This is a genomic window from Pseudomonas sp. K8 (genome assembly GCF_014889455.1).
GTDB classification, from domain to species: domain Bacteria; phylum Pseudomonadota; class Gammaproteobacteria; order Pseudomonadales; family Pseudomonadaceae; genus Aquipseudomonas; species Aquipseudomonas veronii.
This window is the reverse complement of sequence record NZ_VJWO01000013.1, coordinates 23,222-48,988: the sequence shown is the minus strand read 5'-3', so window position 1 is coordinate 48,988 and position 25,767 is coordinate 23,222. Positions and strand designations below refer to the sequence as shown.

At 63.9% G+C, this 25,767-nt stretch carries 17 protein-coding genes; 1 reads left to right on the top strand and 16 read right to left on the bottom strand.

Features of this window, described 5'->3' with window-relative positions:
- Nucleotides 1-171: 171 nt before the first annotated feature.
- On the bottom strand, nucleotides 172-396 hold the full coding sequence (locus tag INT12_RS12050; protein ID WP_046383097.1) for a DUF465 domain-containing protein: 225 nt from the start codon (nucleotides 394-396) through the stop codon (nucleotides 172-174).
- 174 nt (nucleotides 397-570) lie between these two features.
- On the opposite strand from INT12_RS12050, the gene tkt reads away from it, so the two are divergent.
- Nucleotides 571-2,625, top strand: a complete 2,055-nt coding sequence (tkt, locus tag INT12_RS12045; RefSeq protein WP_193039737.1) for a transketolase — start codon at nucleotides 571-573, stop codon at nucleotides 2,623-2,625.
- Between the two features lie 213 nt (nucleotides 2,626-2,838).
- Here the strand turns inward: tkt and uvrA are convergent, their stop codons facing one another.
- The 15 genes from uvrA to INT12_RS11970 form a co-directional block, all read right to left on the bottom strand.
- On the bottom strand, nucleotides 2,839-5,358 hold the full coding sequence (uvrA, locus tag INT12_RS12040) for an excinuclease ABC subunit UvrA (RefSeq protein ID WP_193039736.1): 2,520 nt from the start codon (nucleotides 5,356-5,358) through the stop codon (nucleotides 2,839-2,841).
- A 249-nt stretch (nucleotides 5,359-5,607) separates the two neighbouring features.
- A complete protein-coding gene (locus tag INT12_RS12035; protein WP_193039735.1) occupies nucleotides 5,608-8,700 on the bottom strand; it encodes an error-prone DNA polymerase in 3,093 nt (1,030 codons plus the stop codon).
- Nucleotides 8,676-10,091: a Y-family DNA polymerase gene (locus tag INT12_RS12030; protein WP_104903008.1), complete on the bottom strand. Its 1,416-nt coding sequence runs from the start codon at nucleotides 10,089-10,091 to the stop codon at nucleotides 8,676-8,678. The genes INT12_RS12035 and INT12_RS12030 overlap by 25 nt, the downstream gene beginning before the upstream one ends.
- 7 nt (nucleotides 10,092-10,098) lie before the next feature.
- A complete protein-coding gene (gene imuA / locus INT12_RS12025) occupies nucleotides 10,099-10,713 on the bottom strand; it encodes a translesion DNA synthesis-associated protein ImuA (RefSeq protein ID WP_017846677.1) in 615 nt (204 codons plus the stop codon).
- On the bottom strand, nucleotides 10,713-11,330 hold the full coding sequence (lexA, locus tag INT12_RS12020; RefSeq protein ID WP_017846678.1) for a transcriptional repressor LexA: 618 nt from the start codon (nucleotides 11,328-11,330) through the stop codon (nucleotides 10,713-10,715). Before lexA ends, imuA begins: the two co-directional genes overlap by 1 nt.
- A gap of 909 nt (nucleotides 11,331-12,239) precedes the next feature.
- Nucleotides 12,240-13,859: a methyl-accepting chemotaxis protein gene (locus tag INT12_RS12015; protein WP_017849315.1), complete on the bottom strand. Its 1,620-nt coding sequence runs from the start codon at nucleotides 13,857-13,859 to the stop codon at nucleotides 12,240-12,242.
- 70 nt (nucleotides 13,860-13,929) lie between these two features.
- Nucleotides 13,930-14,625, bottom strand: a complete 696-nt coding sequence (locus INT12_RS12010) for an anaerobic ribonucleoside-triphosphate reductase activating protein (protein WP_169883988.1) — start codon at nucleotides 14,623-14,625, stop codon at nucleotides 13,930-13,932.
- The gene (gene nrdD / locus INT12_RS31645) at nucleotides 14,622-14,777 is read right to left on the bottom strand and encodes an anaerobic ribonucleoside-triphosphate reductase (protein WP_017849317.1); all 156 of its coding nucleotides are present in this window, start codon (nucleotides 14,775-14,777) and stop codon (nucleotides 14,622-14,624) included. The genes INT12_RS12010 and nrdD overlap by 4 nt, the downstream gene beginning before the upstream one ends.
- A 31-nt stretch (nucleotides 14,778-14,808) precedes the next feature.
- Entirely contained in the window at nucleotides 14,809-16,809 is a 2,001-nt protein-coding gene (locus INT12_RS12000; protein ID WP_193039734.1) for a ribonucleoside triphosphate reductase, read from the bottom strand.
- Between the two features lie 276 nt (nucleotides 16,810-17,085).
- Nucleotides 17,086-18,072 carry a GTP 3',8-cyclase MoaA gene (gene moaA, locus INT12_RS11995; protein ID WP_017849319.1) on the bottom strand — a complete coding sequence of 329 codons (987 nt, stop codon included), beginning with the start codon at nucleotides 18,070-18,072 and terminating at the stop codon, nucleotides 17,086-17,088.
- A 1-nt stretch (nucleotide 18,073) separates the two neighbouring features.
- On the bottom strand, nucleotides 18,074-19,000 hold the full coding sequence (locus INT12_RS11990) for a peptidylprolyl isomerase (RefSeq protein WP_046383086.1): 927 nt from the start codon (nucleotides 18,998-19,000) through the stop codon (nucleotides 18,074-18,076).
- A gap of 10 nt (nucleotides 19,001-19,010) precedes the next feature.
- Nucleotides 19,011-19,691: a respiratory nitrate reductase subunit gamma gene (narI, locus tag INT12_RS11985; RefSeq protein WP_017849321.1), complete on the bottom strand. Its 681-nt coding sequence runs from the start codon at nucleotides 19,689-19,691 to the stop codon at nucleotides 19,011-19,013.
- Nucleotides 19,684-20,439, bottom strand: coding sequence for a nitrate reductase molybdenum cofactor assembly chaperone (gene narJ / locus INT12_RS11980; RefSeq protein WP_017849322.1), 756 nt, complete (start codon nucleotides 20,437-20,439; stop codon nucleotides 19,684-19,686). The genes narI and narJ overlap by 8 nt, the downstream gene beginning before the upstream one ends.
- A gap of 2 nt (nucleotides 20,440-20,441) precedes the next feature.
- A complete protein-coding gene (gene narH, locus INT12_RS11975; RefSeq protein ID WP_017849323.1) occupies nucleotides 20,442-21,980 on the bottom strand; it encodes a nitrate reductase subunit beta in 1,539 nt (512 codons plus the stop codon).
- A gap of 1 nt (nucleotide 21,981) precedes the next feature.
- Nucleotides 21,982-25,755 carry a nitrate reductase subunit alpha gene (locus INT12_RS11970; RefSeq protein ID WP_017849324.1) on the bottom strand — a complete coding sequence of 1,258 codons (3,774 nt, stop codon included), beginning with the start codon at nucleotides 25,753-25,755 and terminating at the stop codon, nucleotides 21,982-21,984.
- Nucleotides 25,756-25,767: the final 12 nt, after the last annotated feature.

The window sequence follows — 25,767 nt, the reverse complement described above, 5'->3', positions numbered from 1 at the left end:
AAACTGCCCGCCCGGCTCAGCAGCGCAATCCTCGCGCCCTATAACCCCCCAGAGCCGGGTGGACGGCGGGCATCATAAGTATCGGAGGGAAGGATGTCGTTCAGCCAAATCTGAAAAAATGTGCAAGGGAGCGACTGACGCGCTCCCTGCGGGGTGAATGGATCGCGCGCTTTACTCCAGCAAACCCTTGATCTCATCTTTAACCAACAAGCGTTTTTCCTTTAACTTCTTCAGCTCCTCATCGCTGCCGGCCGCCTTTTCAGCGCTCACCACCAGTTCGTCGACGGCGTTGTATTTATCAAACAGCGCGTTCAGACGCGGATTTTTCGCCCGGTGTCCATCGACTTCGTCCTTGCTCAAACCCAAGTCCTGATACAGGTCGTGTTTCACTGGCATGGCCTACCTCCGCAAGTTGATCAATGATTACGCCCTTGAAGCTAGCCCATTCCAGGGGGTCTTGTCATGTTTGCGGGCAAACCAATTCCGTTCGTCGCTACACCGGCGATGGAATCAAACCTTTGCCGCGCCCTGCCCTCCACTGTAGATCGCCACCCGAGGGAGACCGGTTTCATGAATCACGCCGCCACCGCTGTCGACACCCAATGCATCAACACCCTGCGCACCCTGGCCATGGATGCCGTGCAGAAGGCCAATTCCGGCCACCCCGGCACGCCCATGGGCCTGGCGCCGGTGGGGTATACGTTGTGGAGTCGCTTCCTGCGTTATCACCCGGAGCATCCCGACTGGCCCAACCGCGACCGTTTTGTATTGTCGGTGGGGCATGCGTCGATGCTGCTGTATTCGTTGCTGCACCTGGCCGGCGTGGTCGAGATCGATGCCCAGGGCCAGCGCTCGGGGCAGCCGGCGATCAGCCTGGACGATATCAAGCAGTTCCGGCAGATGGGCTCCAAGACCCCAGGCCACCCCGAGTACCGCATGACCACCGGCGTAGAAACCACCACTGGCCCCCTCGGCCAGGGGTGCGCCAACAGCGTCGGCATGGCCATGGCCGGGCGCTGGTTGGGCGAGCGCTTCAACCGCGACGGCCAGGTGCTGTTCGACTACAACGTCTACACCCTGTGCGGCGACGGCGACATGATGGAAGGCATCAGCAGCGAAGCCGCCTCCCTGGCCGGGCATTTGCGGTTGGACAACCTGTGTTGGATCTATGACAACAACACCATCAGCATCGAAGGCCACACCGAACTGGCCTTCAGCGAGGACGTGATCCAGCGCTTCCAGGCCTATGGCTGGCACACCTTGCATGTGACCGATGCCAACGATCTGAGTGCTCTGAGCACGGCGCTGCAGACCTTCCAGCGCAATACCGGTGCGCCGACCCTGATCGTGGTCGACAGCGTGATCGGCTACGGCTCGCCGCACAAACACAACACCGCCGCCGCCCATGGCGAGCCGCTGGGCGAGGCGGAGATCCGCCTGACCAAGGCCGCGTATGGCTGGCCGGAAGACGCCAGCTTCCTGGTGCCCGAGGAGGCGCGCACGGTGTTGCGTGATGCATTGCACGCGCGGGCCGAGCCGTTGTACCGACAGTGGCAGCAAACCCTGGCGTCCCTCGACCCGCAACTGGCCGACGAACTGCAACGCATGCGCGCCGGGAACATGCCCGAGCAATGGCAAGCTGAACTGCCCAGCTTCGACCCCGACGCCAAGGGCGTGGCCAGCCGTGCCGCCGGCGGCGCGGTGCTGAATGCCTTCGCCCGGCAGATTCCCTGGCTGCTGGGCGGCTCGGCGGATTTGTCGCCGTCGACCAAAACCAACCTGACCTTCGACGGCGCCGGACGTTTCAGTGCCGACGACTACAGCGGACGCAACCTGCACTTCGGCATCCGTGAACATGCCATGGGGGCGATCGCCAATGGCATGGCGCTGTCCTACCTGCGCCCGTACACCTCGACGTTCCTGGTGTTCAGCGACTACATGAAGCCGCCGATCCGCCTCGCGGCAATCATGGAATTGCCGGTGGTGTTCGTGTTTACCCATGACTCGATCGGCGTCGGCGAAGACGGCCCGACGCACCAGCCGATCGAACACCTGAGCCAACTGCGCGCCACGCCGGGGTTGCTGACCCTGCGTCCCGGCGACGCGAATGAAACCCTGGAACTGTGGAAGGTTGCCCTGGCCCAGACTCACCGGCCGAGCTGCATGGTGTTGTCGCGCCAACCGCTGCCGACTCTGGACCGCACGCAGTACGCAGCCGCGTCCGGTGCCGCCAAGGGAGCCTATGTGCTGGCCGGCGCCGCACACCCCGAGGTCATCCTGCTGGCAACCGGCAGCGAAGTCAGCCTGGCGGTGGCGGCGTATGAACAGCTCAAAGGCGAAGGCATTGCCGCGCAGGTGGTCTCGATGCCCAGCTGGGAGCTGTTCGAAGAGCAGCCCACCGCCTACCGCGACAGCGTAATGCCGCCAGCGGTGACCGCGCGGGTGGTGGTGGAACAGGCCGGTCCGTTGGGCTGGGACCGCTATGTCGGACAGACCGGCGCCAAAGTGGTGATGAACAGCTTTGGCGCATCGGCGCCCCTGGCCAAGTTGCAGGAGAAGTTCGGGTTTACCGTGGAGAATGTGGTGAAGCTGGCCAAGCAACAGATCCAACGGCAGGAACATTGATCACAACGGTGACTGACACTCCGCTATCGGGGGCAAGCCCCCTCCCACATGGGAGAGTGGGGCTCACCGCCGGCACCCGAGCATGAGCAAATGCCACTAACCCCGCCGATCAACCAAGGGAATGCGGTCAATGTGGGAGGGGGCTTGCCCCCGATAGCGGTGCATCAGTCACTGCATGAGTACCTGAACCACTGAAGTGCGCCCCATTGATGGTCAGACCAGCTCCCGGGCGAGAAACGGCGCGGTGCGGCTTTTCTTGCTCTTCGCCACCTGTCGCGGCGTGCCGCTGGCAACCACCTTGCCGCCCAGGTCCCCAGCGCCCGGCCCGATATCGATCACCCAGTCACTCTGGGCCACCACGCGCATTTCATGCTCCACCACAACCACCGTATGCCCGGCGTCGACCAGATGGTTCAGCTGGCGGAGCAAGCGGTCCACATCCCGTGGGTGCAGGCCGGTCGTCGGCTCGTCCAGCACATACAAGGTGGCGCCCCGGGCATTGCGTTGCAACTCGGTGGCCAGCTTGATGCGCTGCGCTTCGCCCCCGGACAGTTCCGTCGCCGGTTGGCCGAGGCGCAGATAGCCCAGGCCGATGTCGCGCAGCACCAGCAACGACCGCAGCACCCCCGGCTGCTCGGCGAACACCGCCACCGCCTGCTCGACGGTCAAGCCGAGCACTTGGGCAATGTTCAAACCTTGCCATTGGATCGCCAGGGTCTCGGGGTTGTAGCGCGCCCCGTGGCAGGTCGGGCACGGCGCATACACGCTGGGCATGAACAGCAACTCAACGCTGACGAACCCTTCGCCCTCGCAATTCGCGCAGCGGCCCTTGGCGACGTTGAAAGAAAACTGCCCCGCATCGTAATCACGCTGCTTCGCGGCCGGTGTGGCAGCGAACAGTTTGCGCACGTTGTCGAACAGCCCGGTGTAGGTCGCCAGGTTGGAGCGCGGGGTGCGGCCGATGGGTTTCTGGTCCACCTGCACCAGCCGGTGAATCCGTTCCAGCCCGGCGCTGATGCACCCGCCGCTGGTGGGCGGGGCGTCATCTTCCAGGCTCGGCTCGTCGTCGCTTTCCGGCACGCGGCCGAGGCCGCTGCCCACCAACTCCAGCAGCGCCTGGCTGACCAGGCTGGATTTGCCCGAGCCGGAAATACCGGTCACCGCAGTGAAGCAACCCAGCGGGAAATCGACACTCAAATCCTTGAGATTATTACGTGTGACGCCCTCCAGGCTCAGCCAGCCGGTCGGCTCGCGGCGCCGGGGATTGGCCGGGCGCCGTTCGGCAAACAGGTACTCACGGGTCTGCGACGCTTCAACCTGCGCCAAACCCGCCGGCGGTCCGCTGTACAGCACTTGCCCGCCGTGTTCACCGGCCGCCGGGCCGACGTCGATCAGCCAGTCGGCGCGGCGCATGGTTTCCAGGTCGTGTTCCACCACAAACAACGAATTGCCGGCGGCTTTCAAACGCGCCAGCGCAGTGAACAGCGCCTCGCCATCCGCCGGATGCAGCCCCGCCGACGGCTCATCCAGCACATAGATCACGCCGAACAACTGCGAACCCAATTGCGTGGCCAGGCGCAAGCGCTGCAACTCGCCGGACGACAAGGTCGGCGTGCTGCGCTCCAGGGACAGATAGCCCAGCCCCAGCTCGGTCAGGGTGCTGACCCGTTCGAGCAGATCCTCGGCGATGCGCTGGGCGGCCAGGCGCTTTTCCAGCGACAGTTTCATCGTGTCCTGCCCCGCCGCCACCGGCCGCAGCAGCTCGGCCAATTGAGTCAGCGACAGTTGCGAGAGTTCGCCGATGTCCACCCCGGCAAACTTCACCGACAACGCCGCCTGGGTCAGCCGCTTGCCGTCGCACAACGGGCAGGCGCTGCCCTGCATGAACTGCGCGACACGCTTTTTCATCAGCGCACTTTGGGTGTGGCTGAAGGTGTGCAGGATATAGCGCCGCGCGCCGCTGAACGTGCCCTGGTAGCTCGGCTCCAGCTTGCGTTTCAGCGCCTCGCGGGTCTGCTCCGGGGTGAAACCGGCGTACACCGGCACGGTCGGGGTTTCTTCGGTGAACAGGATCCAGTCGCGCTGCTTCTTCGGCAAATCACGCCACGGGATGTCGACGTCATAGCCCAGGGTCACCAGGATGTCGCGCAGGTTCTGGCCTTGCCACGCCAAGGGCCAGGACGCGACCGCACGCTGGCGGATGGTCAGCGAGGGATCGGGCACCATCAGCGCCTCGGTCACCTCATACACGCGGCCCAGGCCGTGGCATTGCGGGCAGGCACCCTGGGGCAGGTTCGGCGAAAAGTCCTCGGCATACAGCATCGCCTGCCCCGGAGGATAACTGCCGGCGCGCGAATAGAGCATGCGGATCAGGCTGGACAACGTCGTGACACTGCCCACCGACGAACGCGCACTCGGCGTGCCGCGCTGTTGTTGCAGGGCCACGGCAGGCGGCAGGCCTTCGATGGAGTCCACATCGGGCACGCCGACCTGATCGATCAGGCGTCGCGCATAGGGCGCCACCGATTCGAAATAGCGCCGCTGGGCCTCGGCATACACCGTGGAAAAAGCCAGGGACGACTTGCCGGAACCCGACACGCCGGTAAACACCACCAGGGCATCCCGCGGGATATCCACATCGACGTTACGCAGGTTATGTTCGCGAGCGCCGCGAACCCGGACGAACCCAAGGTGTTGGGCAGTGATCTGAGGGATGTTGCGCGATGAAGTCATGGTCAACCTTGTGGCGCGGCAAGCACGCGGCGCACCCGATGCGTCTGGGTTTCGGGGTTATAGGGCTTGCTCAGCAGATGAATGTCGGGGCTCAGCAGGTGCGGAATTGGCTAAAAAATGCATCGGTTGGCTCTTGGCGAAGAGAAGCGTGGGTTGGTGGTACAGCACCACGCATAGAAAATAGGAGCCTGCCGACAATCATTCGTTTCATTGCATATAGCTTATCCACGCAGGCCAGGGCAACTGCGCTCAGTGAAAATCCCGGCTGCGCACAGCGATGCCTTGCAGCAACGGCGACAGGTCGGTGAGGCGCCCGGCGATCAGGTGCCGCACCTCGCCCACCGCCTCCCAGCGCCCGTCCACCTTGAGCAGGCGCGAGCCGACCAGGGCCTGGCGCTGACGTTCTGCCAGATCGCGCCAGACCACCACATTCAGGTTGCCGAATTCATCCTCCAAGGTGACAAAGGTCACACCGCTGGCGGTGCCGGGGCGCTGGCGACCGGTCACCAGGCCGGCGACGCTGACAGTGCGGCCATGCTCCACCGCCATCAGCTCACGGGAACTGCGGCAGCGCCGTTTGCGCAATTCATCGCGCAACAACGCCAATGGATGCGGGCCCAGGGTGGTGCCGAGCGTGGCGTAATCGGCCTGCAGGTCTTCGCCCACCGTGGGTGTCGGCAACTCCACCCGCGCTTCGTCGGGGCTGGGCAGGCCGGCGAACAGCCCGAGTTGTTTGTGTACCCCCGCCACTTCCCAGCGCGCCGTGTGCCGGTTGCCGGCCAACGCCCGCAAGGCTCCGGCATCCGCCAGCAAGGCTTGGGCGCGGGGATCCAGCCCGGCGCGTCGGTCGAGGTCGGCAATGTCGCTGAATGCACGGTGCTCGCGCGCCGCTTCGATCCGTCGCCCATCCTCTTCGCGAAATCCCGCGATCATGCGCAACCCCAGGCGAATCGCCGGTTGCGCGCCGCTGATGGGTTCCAGGCTGCAATCCCAGTCACTGGCCTGCACGTCCACCGGGCGGATCTGCAAACGATGGCGCCGCGCGTCCTGCAGGATCTGGTCCGGGCTGTAGAACCCCATGGGCCAACTGTTGATCAACGCACAGGCGAAGGCCGCCGGTTCATGGCATTTGAGCCAGCAACTGGCGTAGGTCAACAAGGCAAAACTGGCGGCGTGGGATTCCGGAAAGCCATAGCTGCCAAAACCCTTGATCTGCTCGAAGATCTGCGCGGCGAAGGCTTCGCTGTAGCCGTTTTTGAGCATGCCGGTGCGCAAGCGTTGCTGGTGCGGTTCAAGGCCGCCGTGACGCTTCCAGGCCGCCATGGAACGGCGCAACTGATCAGCTTCACCGGGGCTGTAATCGGCGGCAACCATGGCGATCTGCATCACCTGTTCCTGGAACAACGGCACGCCGAGGGTGCGTTCGAGCACCGCTTCAAGCTGCGGCGACGGATAGGTGGTGGGCTCCTCTTTGTTCCGCCGCCGCAGGTACGGATGCACCATGCCGCCCTGGATCGGCCCCGGGCGCACGATGGCGACTTCAATCACCAGGTCGTAAAAGGTCTGCGGCTTGAGCCTGGGCAACATCGACATCTGCGCCCGCGACTCGATCTGGAACACGCCGAGGGTGTCGGCCTTGCTGATCATTGCGTAGGTGGCCGGGTCTTCCTTGGGGATCGTCGCCAGGCACAGGTCGTGGCCACGGTGGCGACGCAGCAGGTCGAAACAGCGGCGGATCGCGCTGAGCATGCCCAGGGCGAGGATATCCACCTTGAGCAGGCCGACGGCGTCGAGGTCGTCCTTGTCCCACTGGATGATGGTGCGCTCGGCCATCGCCGCATTTTCCACCGGCACCAGGGTGTCCAGCGGGTGTTCGGAAATCACGAAGCCGCCGGGGTGCTGAGAGAGGTGCCGGGGGAAACCGATCAGTTGCTGGGTCAGCGCGAGTATGCGGCGCAGCACCGGGCTGTCGGGGTCGAAACCGCCTTCACGCAGGCGTTCCAGGGGCGGCGCTTGGTCACTCCAGCGCCCGCAGCACTCGGCCAGGGCATTGACCTGGTCCGGCGGCAACCCCAGGGCCTTGGCCACATCGCGCACCGCGCCGGCACCGTGGTAGCTGCTGACCACCGCCGTCAGTGCTGCGCGGGTGCGGCCGTAGCGCTGGAATACGTATTGCAGCACCTCTTCGCGGCGTTCGTGCTCGAAGTCGACGTCGATGTCCGGCGGCTCGTTACGCTCCCGGGACAGGAAGCGCTCGAACAGCATGTTCATCAGGCTCGGGTTGATCTCGGTGATGCCCAAGGCGAAACACACCGCCGAGTTGGCCGCCGAACCCCGGCCCTGGCACAGGATCGAACGGCTGCGAGCAAAGCGCACGATGTCATGCACCGTGAGGAAATAGCTTTCATAGCCCAGCTCGCTGATCAGTTCCAACTCGCGGTCGATCTGCTGCCGGGTCTTGGCGTCGACCCCTTGCGGCCAGCGCCGGGCGATGCCTTCTTCGGTGACGGCGCGCAGCCAGGATCGGGCGTCATGGCCGGCGGGCACCAGCTCACGCGGATAGTGGTAGCGCAGTTGGCTGAGGTCGAAGGTACAACGGCGCGCGATGGCCAGGGTTTCGTCGAGCAACGACGGCGGATACAACGCCTGTAACGCCGACAGGCTGCGCAGATGCCGCTCGCCATTGGGATGCAGGCGCGTGCCGGCTTCGGCCACCGGTACGTGATGGCGGATGGCGGTCATGGTGTCTTGCAGGGCGCGGCGGCCGCGGGCATGCATATGCACATCGCCGCAGGCCACCGCCGGGAGCTGCAGGCTGGCGGCCAGGGCCAGGCGTTGCTCCAGGTGACGCGCATCGTCCTGCCCGCAATGCAGATGCACCGCCAGCCACAGGCGCTCGGCGAAGGTACGGCGCAGCCATTGGATCGAGGCCTGGGTGTCGCTGTCTTCGGCAATCCAGAGCGCCAACAGGCCGGGCAGCGGTTGGTCGAAGTCTTCTGGCAGCAGGCGATAACGGCCCTTCTCCGCCCGTCGTCGGGCCAGGGTGATCAAGCGGCACAGGTGCTGGTAGCCGCTGAGGTCTTCCACCAGCAGTAGCAGTTTCGGGCCGTTTTCGACGCGCATCTCACTGCCGATGATCAGCGGCAAACCCACCGCTTTCGCCGCCTGCCAGGCGCGCACGATGCCGGCCAGGGTGCATTCGTCAGTGATCGCCAGGGCGCTGTAGCCCTCGCGCTTGGCCCGCTCGAACAACTCCAGCGCCGTGGAGGCGCCGCGCTGGAAGCTGAAGTTGGACAGGCAATGCAGCTCGGCGTAACTCATGCGAACCAGCCTTGCAGCCACAACCCGTCGCATTGCCCCACGGTGCGGTAGGCCCAGCCTTGCTGGCCGGCGCGGGTCTGGATCAGGTAATAGTCGCGGCGGATATCGGCGCCATCCCACCAGCCCGATTCGATGCGCTCCGGGCCCTTCAGGATCTGCACGCCCGCCTCGGCCAGCAAGGTCGGCTCGGCGAGCAGCCAGCCGGGGCGTTGCACGTTGTTCAAAGTGGGGCACGGGTTTTTATCGGTCGCCGCTTGCCAGGCGCATTCGGGGCGGTGGTCGGCGTGAAAACGCAGGCCGTGTACCGCCTCATCGCCAAGCCGGGCGCGCAGGCGTTCGCGCAGTTGCGCCCAGGGCAGGGTCTGTTGCGGGCGGTCGTCGAACAGGTCCTGGCGTTGCGGCACGAACACCGGCAGGTCCTGGGCCACCAGGCGAACACCGCGCACGGGGGACGTCACTTGCACCTGCTCCAGACGCCCGCGGGCCAGTTCGAACAGCATCGGCGCTTCACGCTCGGCGCTGAGCAGGCCGACCGGGATCACGCTGTCGGGGGCCTGGGTGTGTTCCAGGTGCAGGGCGAAACGCTGGACGCCACTGTCGCGGCCACAGAGGAAGGCGGACAGGTCGCCGGTCAGGCGACGCAGCGGGAATAACAGGGCCTGGTGGGATTGCACGTCGTAGTTCAGCTCGATGCGTACATCGAAGCGGTCCGGCGGCTGATAGAAGCCCAGCGCCAACGGCCGCTGCCCGCTCAGGGCATCCAGATGCTTGAGCAACGCCGCATCGAAGCGCCGCGCCAGGGTGTGCCGAGGCAACGCCTGCACCTGGGCCAGGCTGCGCAAGCCCATCCGCGACAAAGCGATGGCGGCCTGCGGGTCCAGGCCGGCGCGGTCGATGGGCAGTGGCGCCAAGGCCTGCATCAACGCGTGATCATCGGCCACGGCCAGGCCATCGTAGCGGTTCGCCAGCACCCGCGCCGCCACCGGGTTGGGCGCGGCGACGATGCGATGACGAAAGCCCAGTTCGCTCAGTTCTTTGCGCAGACGGGCCTCGAAGCGCGGCCAGGGCCCGAACAGGCCCAGGCTCGACTCGATCTCAAACAGCAAGGCGCGCGGGTAAAACACGCTGACCTGGGAACTGAACTGGTAGGCCCAGGCCGCCAGAAACTGCTGCCAGCGTTCGATCTCCACGGGGTCGTATTCGGCGCAGGCAAAGGTTTTGACCAGCGCATGCGCCGCCGTCAGCGATTGACCGGGGCGCAGGCCCAAGGCATGCGCGGCCGCGTTGACGGTTTGCAGGACGCGCCGCTGCGGCGTGCCGGCCAGCAGCGCCAGCGGCTCGTGCGGCGTCGGATGCATACGCTGCACCGCGTCCAGCGCCAATTGCGGGAAGACAATACACACCCAGCGCATGCCAACCTCAGTGCCCGGCCAGCGCAATCGGCGCCGGGTGGGCCAGCCCGCCCCGGCACTTGAGCACCCGCACTTGCGCGGGCCGGGCGTCGACCGCCAGGCGCAGAGCGGCCGGCGAGGCGTTGAGCGCGTCACTCAGGGCGCGCCAGGCAAACGCCAGGGTCTGCCCGGTTTCCGCCGCCACCTGCAAGCGCCGCAAGGCACGATCATCGGCCTTGCGCGGCCAGCACAACACCGCACCGCAACTGCCCGAACGCAGGCACTGCTCGACCGCCCACAACGCATCCCGCTCCTCGGCCCGGACCACCGCGAGCTGACGCAAATCCACCCCGGCGTTCTGCCAGGCGTGGGGGTACGGCGTGTAGGGCGGCGCCACCAGCACTATGCGCTCCCCCGCCGCTGACAAACGCGCCAGGGTCGGCAACACCAGTTGCAGTTCGCCCACGCCGTCCTTGGCCATGAGGATTTCGCTGAGGGCCGACTCCGGCCAGCCGCCCGTGGGCAGCACCGCATCCAGCGCCGCCAGCCCCGTGGGGTGGACACTGGCCGGTGGCGCGGCGGGCCGGCCCTTCCACACACGCCCGCCATTGAACAGCGCGTCCAGGGCAACGACGGCGCCCATCAGCCTTGCCTCACCAGGCCGCAGAACACGCCTTCGATGGCCAGGTCCTGATCGGGCCCGACCACGATGGGTTGATACGCGGGGTTGCGCGGCAGCAGCCGCACGCTGTCGCCATTGCGTTCGAAACGCTTGATGGTGACTTCACCGTCCAGGCGCGCCACCACAATCTGCCCGTTCACGGCTTCGGCACTGCGGCGCACGCCCACCAAATCGCCGTCGAGGATGCCGTCTTCGATCATTGAGTCGCCCTGCACCCGCAACAGATAGTCCGGGGTTTTCGCGAAAGTGGCCGGGTCGAGTTGCAGGCGGCTGTGGACTTCGGCATCGGCGCCGATGGGCAAGCCGGCGGCGACACGGCCCAGGACCGGGACGTCCAGCCATTCGGGCCGCGCTGGCGGGTTGAGCAGGCGAATGCCACGGGCCTGGTTGGGGTTGACTTCGATGAAGCCGGCTTCGGTCAGGGCCACAACGTGTTTGCGGGCGACGCTGCGGGAGGCGAAGCCGAATGCCTCGGCGATCTCGGCGAGGCTGGGGGATTGGCCTTGTTGCGCGATGCGGTCGCGGATGAAGGTCAGGATGGCGGTGCGGCGGGGGGTTAGGGTTGTCATGGAGTACATTTGTACTCTTGTGGGAAATTTCTGACAAGAGCCGGTAGTCGGGGGTTGGGGTTGTGTGTATATCCGTTATTTAGGTAACGGCAGCTATTGGTTCCGCCCTTACGGCGGGTCACTTTGGAAAAGCCCCAAAGTAACCAAAGGGCTCTTGCCCCACCACTCGGCACCTCGCTAGTGCTCGGTGTGCCCTCACTCCGGCTTGAATCCGTGGGCCGCCGTCATGGGCCATCCCTGGCCCAGGACGGCTAACCCGGCGTCCTGCCGGGTTACCCACGGATTCAAGCCTGCGTTCGGCCAGCGTGGTTTTACGGGGCGCCTAAGATCAAGATCAAAAGCCAGAGCCAGAGCCAGAGCCAGAGCAAGAGCAGAATGAGCTCTATCTGATCCATGGAGATCAAAATGTGGGAGGGGGCTTGCCCCCGATAGCGGTGGATCAGTCATGCATGTAGTGACTGACACACTGCCATCGGGGGCAAGCCCCCTCCCACATTTCTGACCGAGTTCGGCTTGCAGGATCAGGTTGGCTATAAGGCCGCGCCCAAGAGCAAGAGCAGAACGAGTCCTATCTGATCCATGGAGATCAAAATGTGGGAGGGGGCTTGCCCCCGATGGCGGTGGATCAGTCATGCATGTAGTGACTGACACACTGCTATCGGGGGCAAGCCCCCTCCCACATTTCTGACCGAGTTCGACTTGCAGGATCAGGTCGAATATAAGGCCGCGCCCAAGAGCAAGAGCCAGAGCAGAACGAGTTCTATCTGATCCATGGGGATCAAAATGTGAGAGGGGGCAAGCCCCCTCCCACACTTTTTTGACCGCGTTGGGCTTTCAGGATCAGGTCGGCTATAAGGCCGCCGCGCGTTGGTTACTTTTCGGGTTGGCCATTACCGAAGAAACGCATCGCCACACCACCTAAACCTTAAACCGCGCCACCGTCTGATGCAGTTCCCCCGCCATCCCTGCCAGATCATGCCCCGCCGTTTCGGTATGCAAGGCCCCTTGCAATACCTGTTGCGACAGGTTCCGAATCCCCACCAGGTTGCGATCCACTTCCCGCGCCACCAGTGCCTGTTCTTCGGTGGCGCTGGCAATCATCAAGTTGCGCTCATTGATCTGCGAAATCGAGCGGGTGATTTCATCCAGCGCCTCCCCCGAGCGTTGCGCCACGCCCAAGGTCGCCTGCACCCGTTCGCTGCTGCTGTGCATGGCGGCCACGGCGTGTTCGGTGTCCTGGCGGATGTTGCCGATCATCTGCTCGATCTCCTGGGTCGAGGTCTGGGTACGATGGGCCAGGGCGCGCACTTCATCGGCGACCACCGCAAAACCGCGCCCGGCATCGCCGGCCCGGGCCGCTTCGATCGCGGCGTTGAGGGCCAGCAGATTGGTCTGGTCGGCGATGCTGCGGATCACGTCCAGCACGCCGCTGATGTCTTGCACGCGGCCGGCGAGTTGCTGGATGCGTTCGGAGGTTTCCACCACACCGGTGGCCAGGGTGTTGATCGAGGCCACGGTTTCCTGCACCTGCGCCCGCCCAAGCTGGGCGGTCTGTTCCGACAGGCGCGAGGCTTCGCTGGTGCTCACCGCGTTGCGCGCGACTTCATCGACGGCGGCGGTCATTTCGTTCACCGCGGTGGCGGCCTGTTCGATTTCCTGGCCCTGCAACTGCAGGCTGCTGCTGGTCTGGCTGCTGACTGCGCTCAACTCTTCGGATGAACTGGCCACGCCATCCACCGAGGCGGCGATCTGCCGGACCATCTGGTTGAGGTTCTGCTGCATCTGGTGCAGGTTGCGCATCACGCTGCCGTCGGCACTGTTGCCCAGCGGCACCTCGATGGTCAGGTCGCCCTGGGCGATATGGCTGAGCACCCGCGCCACCTCGTCCGGCTCGCCGCCCAAAGGCCGGGTGACGCTGCGCGTGACGATCACGGCGGCCGCCACGACCAGGCTCACGCATAGCAGGAATAATCCGATCATCGTGCGGCGCGCATCGTCGTAGAGAATTTGCGCAGCCTGCTCGCGCTCGACGAACAGTCGGCCTTGCATGGCCATCAACGCATCGAGGCTCTTGAACACCTCAAGCTCGGCCGGCACCACCTGCTGTTTGAGCTGGGCCAGGCCCTGCTCGCGGGCGCCCTGCTTGATCAGCGCCTGCACCTGGGTAAAGGCCGCGACGTAGGTTTCCCGATGGGTTTTCAACGCGGCATAGGCCGCCTTGCCTTCGGTGGTATCGAACAGTGGCTCCAGGGTGGCGAACGCCTGGGTAATGCGCTGCCGGGTGGTGCCAATGGCCTCTTGGGCCTGCTGGTTATCCTGGTCGATCAGCAGGTCGCGGGTGTTGCGCCCGTTATCGCGCACGCCGGTGGCGATCACCATGATCGGTGCGATTTTCGGCCAGTCCTGCTGCACGATCTGTTCGGACTGTTGCTTGAGGGTTGCCAGGTCGTGCAAGGCGTAAAACACCAAACCGACCAGAGCCAGCGGCGCAATCGCGAAGCCGATGACAATGCGTTGTGCCGTGGTTAACTGCGTCATTCTAAACATTCCTTGATGAATACCTGCCCGAAACGGGCAGCATCTTTAAAAATCCTGGAAGGGCGATCGGTCACCCTCGTAATACAAAAGCCGGAAACAACTCGCGCATGTGGCCCCACAACTCCGGCAATGCCATCTGTGCCGGGGCAATCGGCAATTGCTCATCGAGCATGCTTGCCGTGCGGACCATCTGCACGGCGAAGCGCTTGACACCACTGGCTTGCAAACGCTGGGCCAGGCGCAACAGGCGCGACGTATCGATCAGATGCCAATGCACCGTGGTGCGACACTCGTAGTCCACGCCACTGGCCAGCAAGGTCTCCAAACTGCGCCAATTGGCGGCGCCGCTGCCTTTGACCTGGGTGACCAGTTGATAGTCCTCGACCAGGGCCTTCACATCGAAGCCCACCCAGTCGGCATGGCGCAGCGCATTGGCAAAGCCTGCCGGTTTGATCCCCGCACTGTGCAGGCCCACGCGAAAGCCCATGGCGCGTACCTCGTCCATCGCCGCTGGCAAACCTTCCTGCAAGGTCGGTTCACCGCCGCTGAACACCACTGCGTCCAACAGGTCCTGGCGGCGCTGCAAAAACAGCAAAACCCGGCGCCAATCGATCTCCGCGCTACCGCGCGGTGCAATCAGGTCCGGGTTATGGCAGTAACGACAGCGCCAGGCACAACCCTGGCAGAACAGCACACAGGCGAGCATGCCGGGGTAGTCGAGGGTGGTCAGGGGCACCATGCCCCCAACCCGTAGCATTCGACTCATTGGCGCCCGGCCGCGCAAGCCGCTTCGGTAAAGTGAACACGCTCCTTGTGTTCGGACTGTTTGCCGGGGTTGAACGCGGACACCGGCCGGTGGTAACCCATCACCCGGGTCCAGACTTCGCAGCGCTGACGTTGTGGCTGGGATGTTTGCATGGTGAATCTCCTTGCGGGTTGAAAAACAGGTTCAAGACTGGGCGGCAAGCGCGAGGATCTCATCGCACTTGGGGCAGAACTCGTGTTCGCCGGCGAGGTAGCCGTGTACCGGACAGATCGAGAAGGTCGGGGTCACGGTCAGGTACGGCAGGCGGAAACGCCCCAGCGCTTTGCGCACCAATTGCTTGCAGGCCTGGGCCGAGGAAATCTGTTCGGCCATGTACAGGTGCAGCACAGTACCGCCGGTGTATTTGCATTGCAGTTCGTCTTGCAGCTCGAGGGCTTCGAAGGGGTCTTCGGTGAAGCCCACCGGCAGTTGCGACGAGTTGGTGTAGTACGGCGCATCCAGGCTGCCGGCTTGCAGGATGTCCGGGTAGCGCTTGCGGTCTTCCTTGGCGAAGCGGTAGGTGGTGCCTTCCGCCGGGGTGGCTTCGAGGTTGTAGAGGTGACCGGTTTCTTCCTGGAAGCGCAGTAAGGTGGCGCGCACATGGTCGAGCAGGCGCAGGGCGAACGCGCGGCCTTCTTCGGTGTGCGTGCCCTGCGTGTCATCCGTGAAATTGCGCAGCATCTCGTGCATGCCGTTGAGGCCGATGGTGGAGAAGTGGTTGCGCAACGTCCCCAGGTAACGCTTGGTGTAGGGGTACAACCCGGCGTCCATGTGGTGCTGGATCACCTTGCGCTTGACCTCCAGGCTTTCCATGGCCATTTCCATCAGGCTGTCCAGGCGTTGCAGCAAGCCGCCGGTATCGCCCTTGAACAGGTAACCGAGGCGCGCGCAGTTGATTGTCACCACGCCCAGCGAGCCGGTCTGCTCCGCCGAACCGAACAGCCCGCCGCCGCGCTTGAGCAGCTCGCGCACGTCCAGTTGCAGGCGACAGCACATGGAGCGCACCTGGTTGGGTTGCATGTCCGAATTGAGGAAGTTCTGGAAATACGGCAGGCCATAGCGCGCGGTCATCTCGAACAGGCGGTCGGCGTTCTCGCTGTCCCAGGGGAAATCATGGGTGATGTTGTAGGTCGGAATCGGGAAGGTGAACACCCGCCCCTTGGCATCCCCGGCCTGCATCACTTCGATGTAGGCGCGGTTGATCAGCTCCATTTCCGTTTGCAGGTCGCCATAGGCAAACGGCATTTCCTTACCACCGATCACCGGCACCTGCTCGCGCAAGTCTTCCGGGCAGACCCAATCGAAGGTCAGGTTGGTGAATGGCGTCTGGGTGCCCCAGCGCGACGGCACGTTGAGGTTGTAGATGAACTCCTGCACCGCCTGGCGCACCTCGGGGTAGCTCAACTGGTCTTTGCGCACATAAGGCGCAAGATAGGTGTCGAACGAGCTGAACGCCTGGGCGCCGGCCCATTCGTTTTGCAGGGTGCCGAGGAAGTTGACCATCTGCCCCAGGGCACTGCTCAAATGCTTGGGCGGCCCCGCTTCGACGCGACCCGGCACGCCATTGAGGCCTTCGTGCAGCAACGAGCGCAGCGACCAACCGGCGCAGTAGCCGGCGAGCATGTCGAGGTCGTGGATATGCAGATCCGCCTCACGGTGTGCGCGGCCGATCTGCTGGCTGTAGACCTCGTCCAGCCAGTAATTGGCGGTGACCTTGCCCGACACGTTCAGCACCAGCCCGCCGAGGGAATACCCCTGGTTGGCATTGGCCTGCACGCGCCAGTCTTCACGGTCGAGGTATTCGTTCATCGAGGTGGCGACTTCCACCAGGGTCTTGCGGTCGCGGCGCAAGCGACCGTGCTGTTCGCGGTAGACGATATACGCGCGCATCGACAGGAAGTAACCGGCGTCCATCAACACCCGCTCGACGCTGTCCTGGATCTGCTCCACATCCAGCCGTTCGATGCCGCGCAGCCGCGCCAGTACCGCACCGAGCAACAGGTCGACCTCGGCCTCCCGATACTCGCCGGTGGCATTGCCGGCGGCGATCAGCGCCTGACGGATTTTTTCGGCGTCGAAGGCAACGAGGCTACCGTCGCGTTTGTGCAGGCGGTTACTGACCAGCGGGCTGAGCATGCTTTGCATTGGAAGGCTCCAGACACTACATATAGATTTAATAAATCTTTGAAACACAATATGCAGTGATATTACGGTCAAGCGTTTGGGCTGCCATTGATCAAGGTCAAGTCTGAACGAAGATCAAAATGTGGGAGGGGCGGTGCGACGATTCGACTTGTTCCCGATAGCGGTGGATCAGTCGTGCATGTATTGGCTGACACACTGCTATCGGGGGCAAGCCCCCTCCCACAGTAAGTCTCCTCCCACAGTAAGTTCCCTGCCACAGCAAGTCCCCTGCCACATTCAACCGCCGCTCATATTCATGAAGCGCACCACCTGCACCTCCCCTGCCCCGGTGAAATCATGGCGCAGCGGCTTACCCCGCAATCCCTTGTGCAACGCCTCGATCAACGGCGCGTCGTCCAACGGGTAACGCCGCAGCAAAGCGCGGAAGTCCACCGCGTTGTCCTGCCCCAGGCACAGCAGCAACTGCCCTTCGACGGTCATCCGCACGCGGTTGCAACTGCCGCAGAAGTTGTGGGAGTTGGGCGAGATAAAGCCGATGCGCGTGCCCGGATGCCGCGCCAGGCGCACATAGCGCGCCGGGCCGCCGCTGTTTTCGGTGCTGTCGAGCAAGGCATGGTGACGGGCGATCACGCTGCGTACTTCATCACTGGCACAGAACGTCTCGCCGCGGGAGCGGCCCACGTCGCCCAGGGGCATTTCCTCGATAAAGCTGATGTCGATGCCTTGGTCAATCGCGTACTGCACCAGCGCCGGCACTTCATCGAAGTTGCGCCCTTTCATCACCACGCAGTTGAGCTTGACCCGCTCGAACCCGGCCTCTCGCGCCGCCTCGATACCGTCCAGCACCTGGCGCAGATCACCGTTGCGGGTGATCGCGCGAAAGCGCTGCGCATCCAGGCTGTCGAGGCTGATGTTCATGCGCTTGACCCCGGCGTCCACCAGCGGCTGCGCGAGGCGCGCCAACTGCGAGCCGTTGCTGGTCATCACCAGTTCGCGCAAGCCCGGCAGTGCCGCGATATTGCGGCACAACCCGACAATGCCCGGGCGGATCAACGGCTCGCCGCCGGTCAGGCGGATCTTGCGCACGCCCTGGCCGACGAACAGCGCGGCCAGGCGTTCCAGCTCTTCCAGGGTCAGCACCTGCTGGCGCGGCAGGAACGTCATGTTTTTCGCCATGCAGTACACACAGCGAAAATCACAACGGTCGGTCACCGACAAGCGCAGGTAATCGATCGAACGGCCCACCCCATCCACCAGGCTCATGTCACTGCACCAACGGCGAGTCGGCGCCCTGCAGCGCGATGCCACGAATGTCCGCCGCGCCGATCAGGGTTTGCAGGTACTGCACCAATGCCTTTTGCCACACGCCTTGCTGCAACTGGGTGCGGATCGCCACCGCCACCGCTTCATACGGCAGCGGTTGGCCTTCGATACGCTGATCGACATAGATCACATGCCAGCCATAACGACTCTCCAGCGGCTTGCCGGCCAGGCCCGGCGCGAGGGTGAACAACTGACGCTCCAGCTCGGGCACGGTCTGGCCCTTGCTCACCTGGCCCAGCGAACCGCCCTGGGCCTTGGACGGGCACGCCGAATACTGCAGGGCCAGCTCGGCGAATTGGCCGGGCTGCTCGTTCAGGTTCTGCAGCAGCACTTCCGCCTGGCCGTGCGCCAGATGGCGCGCCTCGGCGTCGTCCGGCGCGCACTCGAGCAGAATGTGCCGCACCGCCAGCAACGGCGCACTGTGAAAGCGCCCGCGGTTGTTCTCGAAGTAGCGCACACAGGTGGCCTCGTCGCACTCAGGCACCTTGACCTCACGCTCGAGCAGCAAGCGCGTGGCGGCTTCTTCTTCGTTCTCGCCGGCGGCGATCTCCACCGCCAGGCCCAGCTCGGCGATCCGCTGCTGCAACAGCTCGCGGATCACCAGCGCACGGGCGGCCAGATACACCGCCTCCTCGCGGCTTTCGGCCGGGTGATATTGCAACTCCAGTGCCATGGCCTCCGGCGTGACAGGCACGCCGTTGACGCTGATGATCGGCCATTCCTGTTCACTGCTGGCGATCAACTCAGGCGCCTTGAGTTCCTCGAACAGAGCCGGGGCCGCAACCTCGGCCACCACCGGTTCTTTGACCGACGAGCCGCAACCGCCGCTGCCGCCATTACCGCCACCACATCCGCATCCAGTTGTCATGACGCTCTCCTCAATACTTCTGCCGCACGATTTGATAACGACGCCCCAGGTACCAGATCGGCGCGCTGACCATATGCACCAAGCGGGTAAACGGGAACAGCACGAACAGGGTCAAGCCCAGCGCCACATGCGCCTTGTAGATCAGGCTGACCGGCTCGATCGACGCCGCCGCGTCCACTGGCCGCAACAGCACCACGTTCTGCGCCCAGTCGGCGAGCATCACCATGACCGAACCGTCCATATGCCCGGTGGACGCGACGATGGTCAGCAAACCGAGCACCAACTGCGCGAGCAGCACCAGCAGGATCAGGATGTCCGACGGGCTCGACGTGGCCCGTACACGCGGGTCGCCCAGACGGCGCTTGACCAGCATCAGCAAACCCACCAGGCACAGCAGGCCGAAGACGCCACCGGAGACCATCGCCAGCAACTGCTTGTGCTCAGTGCTGATCACATGGTGATAGACCGACGCCGGGGTCAGCAGGCCGACAAAGTGCCCGGCCAGCACGAACAGCACGCCAATGTGGAAGAAGTTGCTCGCCACGCGCATGCCACGGTTGTTGAGCATCTGGCTGGAGCCAGCCTTCCAGGTGTACTGCGACAGGTCGAACCGCGCCCAACTGCCCAACAGGCAGATCGCCAGGGCGACATAGGGGTACACCCCGAATACCAGCAAATTCCACTTAGACATTACCCACCTCCGTGGCCGGCACTGCGGCCTGCCCTTCTTGCTGAAAATCCACCCAGTGCAACGGCACCGCGCTTTCTTCGCGGGCTTTGCCCGGTGCGCTGGGCATCGAGCTGCAACGGTCTTGTTGTTCGGCCTGCATAAAGTCCACCGCTTCCTCTTCCCAGATCTTGTCCAGGGCTTCGAGGGAGTCGTCACGCGGCTCGGCGGCGACCTGCGCGCGCAGTTCGGCCACGGCCTGGTGCGGCTCGGCACCCGAGATCTGCAGCAACGCACGGAAGCAACTGGCGTAGCCGCTCTCGCGCTCGTCCAGACGTGCGGCGAGCAGCGCCAGCAAATGCGCCACATCCGCCAGGCCCTCGCGGGCCTCGATGTCTTCGCGGGTCGAGAGGAACTCCAGGTACAGCGGGATATAGTCCGGCAGCTCCTTGACGCCGATGGCAAACCCGGCCTCTTCGTACTGGGCCATCATGTCGACCATGGCCTGGCCACGGTCGCGGGACTCGCCGTGGACGTGTTCGAACAACAGCAACGACAGCGAGCGCCCACGGCCGAACAGCGCGCCGTAGTGTTCCTGGCCGTCCATCAGGTCATTGGCGCAGATCAGCTCGAGCAACTCGAACAACGCGCCGCGCTGCTTGGGGCTGATCTCCCGCGACTCGATGATCGCCTGTTCCAGTTCGTCGCGGCCGTTCACCAGGGTTTCGGTGGGGTAGTCCAGCAGCAACGAAATCACTTTGAGAATACGCATGCTCAGTCCTCCCAGATCTGTACGGTTTTCAACACGTCGCGACGGTTGGCCTTCTTGGCGCCGAACATGTTGGTGTCGGAGCTGCCGCTGCAACCGCTGCCGAAGCTGAAACCACAGCCGGAGCGTTCGGCGAACGCGTCGCTCATGGCGTCTTCACGGTGCGCGCTCGGCACCACAAAGCGGTCTTCGTAGTTGGCGATCGCCAGGTAGCGGTACATCTCTTCCACCTGTTCCACGCTCAGGCCGACGTCTTCGAGCACTTGCAGGTCCTGCACGCCGTCGACTTGCTGGGAGCGTTTGTAGGCACGCATCGCCAACAGGCGTTTGAGCGCACGCTTGACCGGTTTTTCATCGCCGGCGGTGAGCAGGTTGGCCAGGTAACGCAGCGGAATGCGCAGGCTGTCGACATCCGGGATCACCCCGTTCATGCCCACGGTGCCGGCGGCGGCAGCGTTCTGGATCGGCGACAGTGGCGGTACGTACCAAACCATCGGCAAGGTGCGGTATTCCGGGTGCAGCGGCAGTGCGAGTTTCCAATCGACGGCCATTTTGTAGACCGGCGAGCGCTGGGCCGAGTCGATCACCGACTGCGGCACGCCATCGGCCAGGGCCTGGCGAATCACCGCCGGGTCATTCGGGTCGAGGAAAATTTCCAGCTGTTTCTCGTACAGGTCTTGTTCGTTGGCGGTGCTCGCCACTTCGCTGATGCGGTCGGCGTCGTAGAGCAGTACACCGAGGTAGCGAATCCGGCCGACGCAGGTTTCGGCACACACGGTGGGCATGCCAGCTTCGATGCGCGGGTAGCAGAAGATGCACTTCTCGGACTTGCCGCTCTTCCAGTTGAAGTAGATCTTCTTGTACGGGCAGCCGCTGATGCACATGCGCCAGCCGCGGCACTTTTCCTGGTCGATCAGCACGATGCCGTCTTCTTCACGCTTGTAGATCGCACCGCTCGGGCACGAGGCCGCGCACGCCGGGTTGAGGCAGTGCTCGCACAGGCGCGGCAGGTACATCATGAAGGTGTTTTCGTACTCGCCATAAATGTCGGCCTGGATCTGGTCGAAGTTCTTGTCCTTGCGGCGCTTGGCGAACTCGGTGCCGAGGATTTCTTCCCAGTTCGGGCCCCACTCGATTTTCTGCATGCGCTTGCCGGACACCAGCGAGCGCGGACGCGCGGTCGGTTGGTGCTCGCCCAAAGGCGCGGTGTGCAGGTGCTGGTAGTCGAAGTCGAACGGCTCGTAGTAGTCGTCCAGGCTCGGCAGGTCGGGGTTGGCGAAAATGTTCGCCAACACGCGGAACTTGCCGCCGATGCGCGGGTTGATCGAGCCGTTAGCGTTGCGCACCCAGCCGCCCTTCCACTTGTCCTGGTTTTCCCATTCTTTCGGGTAACCGATGCCGGGCTTGGACTCGACGTTGTTGAACCAGGCGTATTCCATGCCTTCACGGCTGGTCCAGACGTTTTTGCAGGTGATGGAACAGGTGTGGCAGCCGATGCATTTGTCCAGGTTCAGGACCATGCCGATCTGTGAGCGAATCTTCATCTCAGTTCTCCTCGATATCAGTCGGCAATGGGCGCGGCAAGTCATCGCCGGTGGAACCATCGAGCCAGTCGACCTTGGCCATTTTGCGCACCACGACAAACTCGTCGCGGTTGCAACCGACCGTGCCGTAGTAGTTGAAACCGTAGGCTTGCTGGGCATAGCCGCCGATCATGTGGGTCGGTTTGAGCACCACGCGGGTCACCGAGTTGTGGTGGCCGCCGCGGGTCTTGGTGGTTTCCGAACCCGGCACGTTCACGATGCGTTCCTGAGCGTGGTACATCATCACCATGCCTTCCTTGACGCGCTGGCTGACCACCGCACGGGCGGTCAGTGCGCCGTTGACGTTGAAGCACTCGATCCAGTCGTTGTCCTCGATCCCGGCGCGCTTGGCGTCGATCTCCGAGAGCCACACAATCGGCCCGCCGCGGCTCAAGGTGAGCATCAGCAAGTTGTCGCTGTAGGTGCTGTGGATGCCCCACTTCTGGTGCGGAGTGATCCAGTTCAGCACGATCTCGGTTTCGCCATTGCTGCGCTTGCCCTTCACGCCTTCGATGGTCTTGGTGTTGACCGGTGGCCGGTAGCTCATCAACTGCTCGCCGAACGCCTGCATCCACGGGTGATCCTGGTAGAACTGCTGGCGGCCGGTGATGGTGCGCCATGGGATGTTTTCATGGACGTTGGTGTAGCCGGCGTTGTAGCTCACGTGTTCGTCTTCCAGGCCGGACCAGGTCGGGCTGGAGATGATCTTGCGCGGCTGCGCCTGGATATCGCGGAAGCGGATCGCTTCATGGGCCTTGGAAATCGCCAGGTGGCTGTGGTCGATGCCGGTGAATTCCGACAGCGCGGCCCAGGCTTTCAAGGCCACCTTGCCGTTGGTTTCCGGGGCCAGGGACAGGATCACCTCGGCGGCATCGATAGCGGTGTCGATTTTTGGCCGGCCATGGCTGATCCCGGCATCGTTTTCGTGATGGTTCAGTTCGCCGAGGAACTCGACTTCTTCATCAGTGTTCCAGTTGATGCCCTTGCCGCCGTTGCCGAGTTTTTCCAGCATCGGGCCCAGCGACGAGAACTGCTTGTAGATGTTCGGGTAGTCGCGTTCCACCACTGCGATGTTCGGCGCGTTCTTGCCGGGTACCGGGGCCACGCGTGCGCTTTTCCAGTCGGTGCCGCCAAACGGTTGGGCCAGTTCGCCGACGCTGTCGTGCATCAGCGGTACGGTGACCAGGTCTTGTTCCACACCCAGGTGACCGACCGACATGGCCGAGAACGCCTTGGCGATGCCTTTGTAGATTTCCCAATCGGAACGCGATTCCCACGCCGGGTCGATAGCCGCCGACAACGGGTGGATGAACGGGTGCATGTCCGAGGTGTTCATGTCGTCTTTTTCGTACCAGGTGGCGGTCGGCAAGACGATGTCGGAATACACGCAGGTGGAGGACATGCGGAAGTCCAGCGTGGTCACCAGATCGAGCTTGCCGATGGCGCCGTCCTCGACCCATTCGGCCTCGGTGGGCTTGCATTCGGTGCTGTGGCCGATGTCTTCGTTCATCACGCCGTTCTTGGTGCCCAACAGGTACTTGAGCATGTACTCATGGCCCTTGCCCGACGAACCGAGCAGGTTGGAGCGCCAGATGAACATGTTGCGCGGGAAGTTCACCGGGCTGTCCGGCTGTTCGCAGGCAAAACGCAGGCTGCCGTCCTGCCAGGATTTGACCACGTAGTCTTTCGGCGTCATGCCGGCTGCGGCCGCCTCACGGCAGATGTGCAGCGGGTTGGTGTTGAGCTGCGGCGCGCTGGGCAACCAGCCGGCGCGTTCGGCGCGGATGTTGTAGTCCAGGGCGTGTTCGGGGAACTGCGACTTGTCGGCCAGAGGCGAGAGCACATCGTGCATGCTCATTTTTTCGTGGCGCCATTGCGAGCTGTGGCCGTAGAAGAAGCTGGTGCCGTTCATCTGGCGCGGTGGGCGGTTCCAGTCCAGGCCGAAGGCCAGGGGCAGCCAGCCGCACTGCGGGCGCAGTTTTTCCTGGCCGACGTAGTGGGCCCAGCCGCCGCCGGTCTGGCCGACGCAACCGCAGAGCATGAGCATGTTGATCAGCCCGCGGTAGTTCATGTCCATGTGGTACCAGTGATTCATCGCCGCGCCGACGATGATCATTGAGCGACCCTTGGTCTTGTCGGCGTTGTCGGCGAACTCACGGGCGATCTGGATGGCTTTCTCGCGGCTGACGCCGGTGATCGCTTCCTGCCACGCCGGGGTGCCCGGCACGCTGGCGTCGTCGTAGTCCTTGGCCACGTTGTGGCCGCCCAGGCCACGGTCGATGGCCAGGTTGGCCGCCGACAGGTCGAACACGGTCGCCACCTTGGCCACGCTGCCGTCGGCCAGGGTCACGTTATGCACCGGCACGCGGCGGTACTGCACCGCCTCGCCAGCGACGTGCTGGAAATGCTCCTGGACTTCGCCGGCGAAGTACGGGAACGCCACTTCGGCGACGTCGTCACCGATCAGGCTGAGTTTCAGGTCGATCGCGCGGCCTTCACCGCCCTCTTTGGCGAGGATGTTCCACTTGCCCTTCTCGCCCCAGCGATAGCCGATGGAGCCTTGCGGCGAGACCAGTTCGCCGCTCTCGTCGAGGGCGATGGTTTTCCATTCCGGGTTGTTGTCCTGGCCGAGGTTGCCGGTGAGGTCCGAGGCGCGCAGGAAGCGGTCCGGCTGGAAGCCTGCGCCGGGAGCGAAACCGGTCATCGGCTTGAGCATCACCAGCACCGGCAAGTCGGTGAAGCGCTTGGCGTAGTCGGTGAAGTAGGCGCTCGGCTTGTCCAGGTGAAATTCTTTGAAGATCACATGGTTGAAAGCCTGGGCCAACGCGGCGTCGGTGCCCTGCTTGGGGTTGAGCCACAGGTCGGTGAGCTTGGCCACTTCCGAATAGTCGGGGGTGATCGCCACGGTCTTGGTGCCCTTGTAGCGCACCTCGGTGAAGAAGTGCGCGTCCGGGGTACGGGTCTGCGGGACGTTGGAACCCCAGGCGATGATGTAGTTGGAGTTGTACCAGTCGGCCGATTCCGGCACGTCGGTCTGCTCGCCCCACACCATCGGCGAGGCCGGTGGCAGGTCGCAGTACCAGTCGTAGAAGCTCAGGCACACGCCGCCGATCAGCGACAGGTAACGCGAACCCGCCGCGTAGCTGACCATCGACATGGCCGGGATCGGCGAGAAGCCGACGATGCGGTCCGGGCCGTATTGTTTGATGGTGTAGACGTTGGAGGCGGCGATGATTTCATTCACCTCCTCCCAGTTCGAGCGAATGAAACCGCCCATGCCGCGCTTGCTCTTGTAGGAGTCGGCCTTGGCCTTGTCCTCGACAATGCTCGCCCAGGCTTCCACCGGCGCCAGGGTCTGGCGCGCTTCACGCCACAGCTTGAGCAGCGGCTTGCGGATCTTCGGGTACTTGAGCCGGTTGGCGCTGTAGATGTACCAGCTGTAGCTCGCACCGCGCGGGCAGCCACGGGGTTCGTGGTTGGGCAGGTCGTTGCGGGTGCGCGGGTAGTCGGTCTGCTGGGTTTCCCAGGTGATCAGGCCGTTCTTCACGTAGATCTTCCACGAGCAGGAGCCGGTGCAGTTCACGCCATGGGTGGAACGCACGATCTTGTCGTACTGCCAGCGCGAACGGTAGACGTTTTCCCAGTCGCGGGACTCTTTACGGGTCTCGCCGTGGCCGTCGGAAAATTCGTTTTGTTTGCGGTTGAAGAACCGCAGTTGATCCAACAAATGACTCATGGTGCTTTCCTC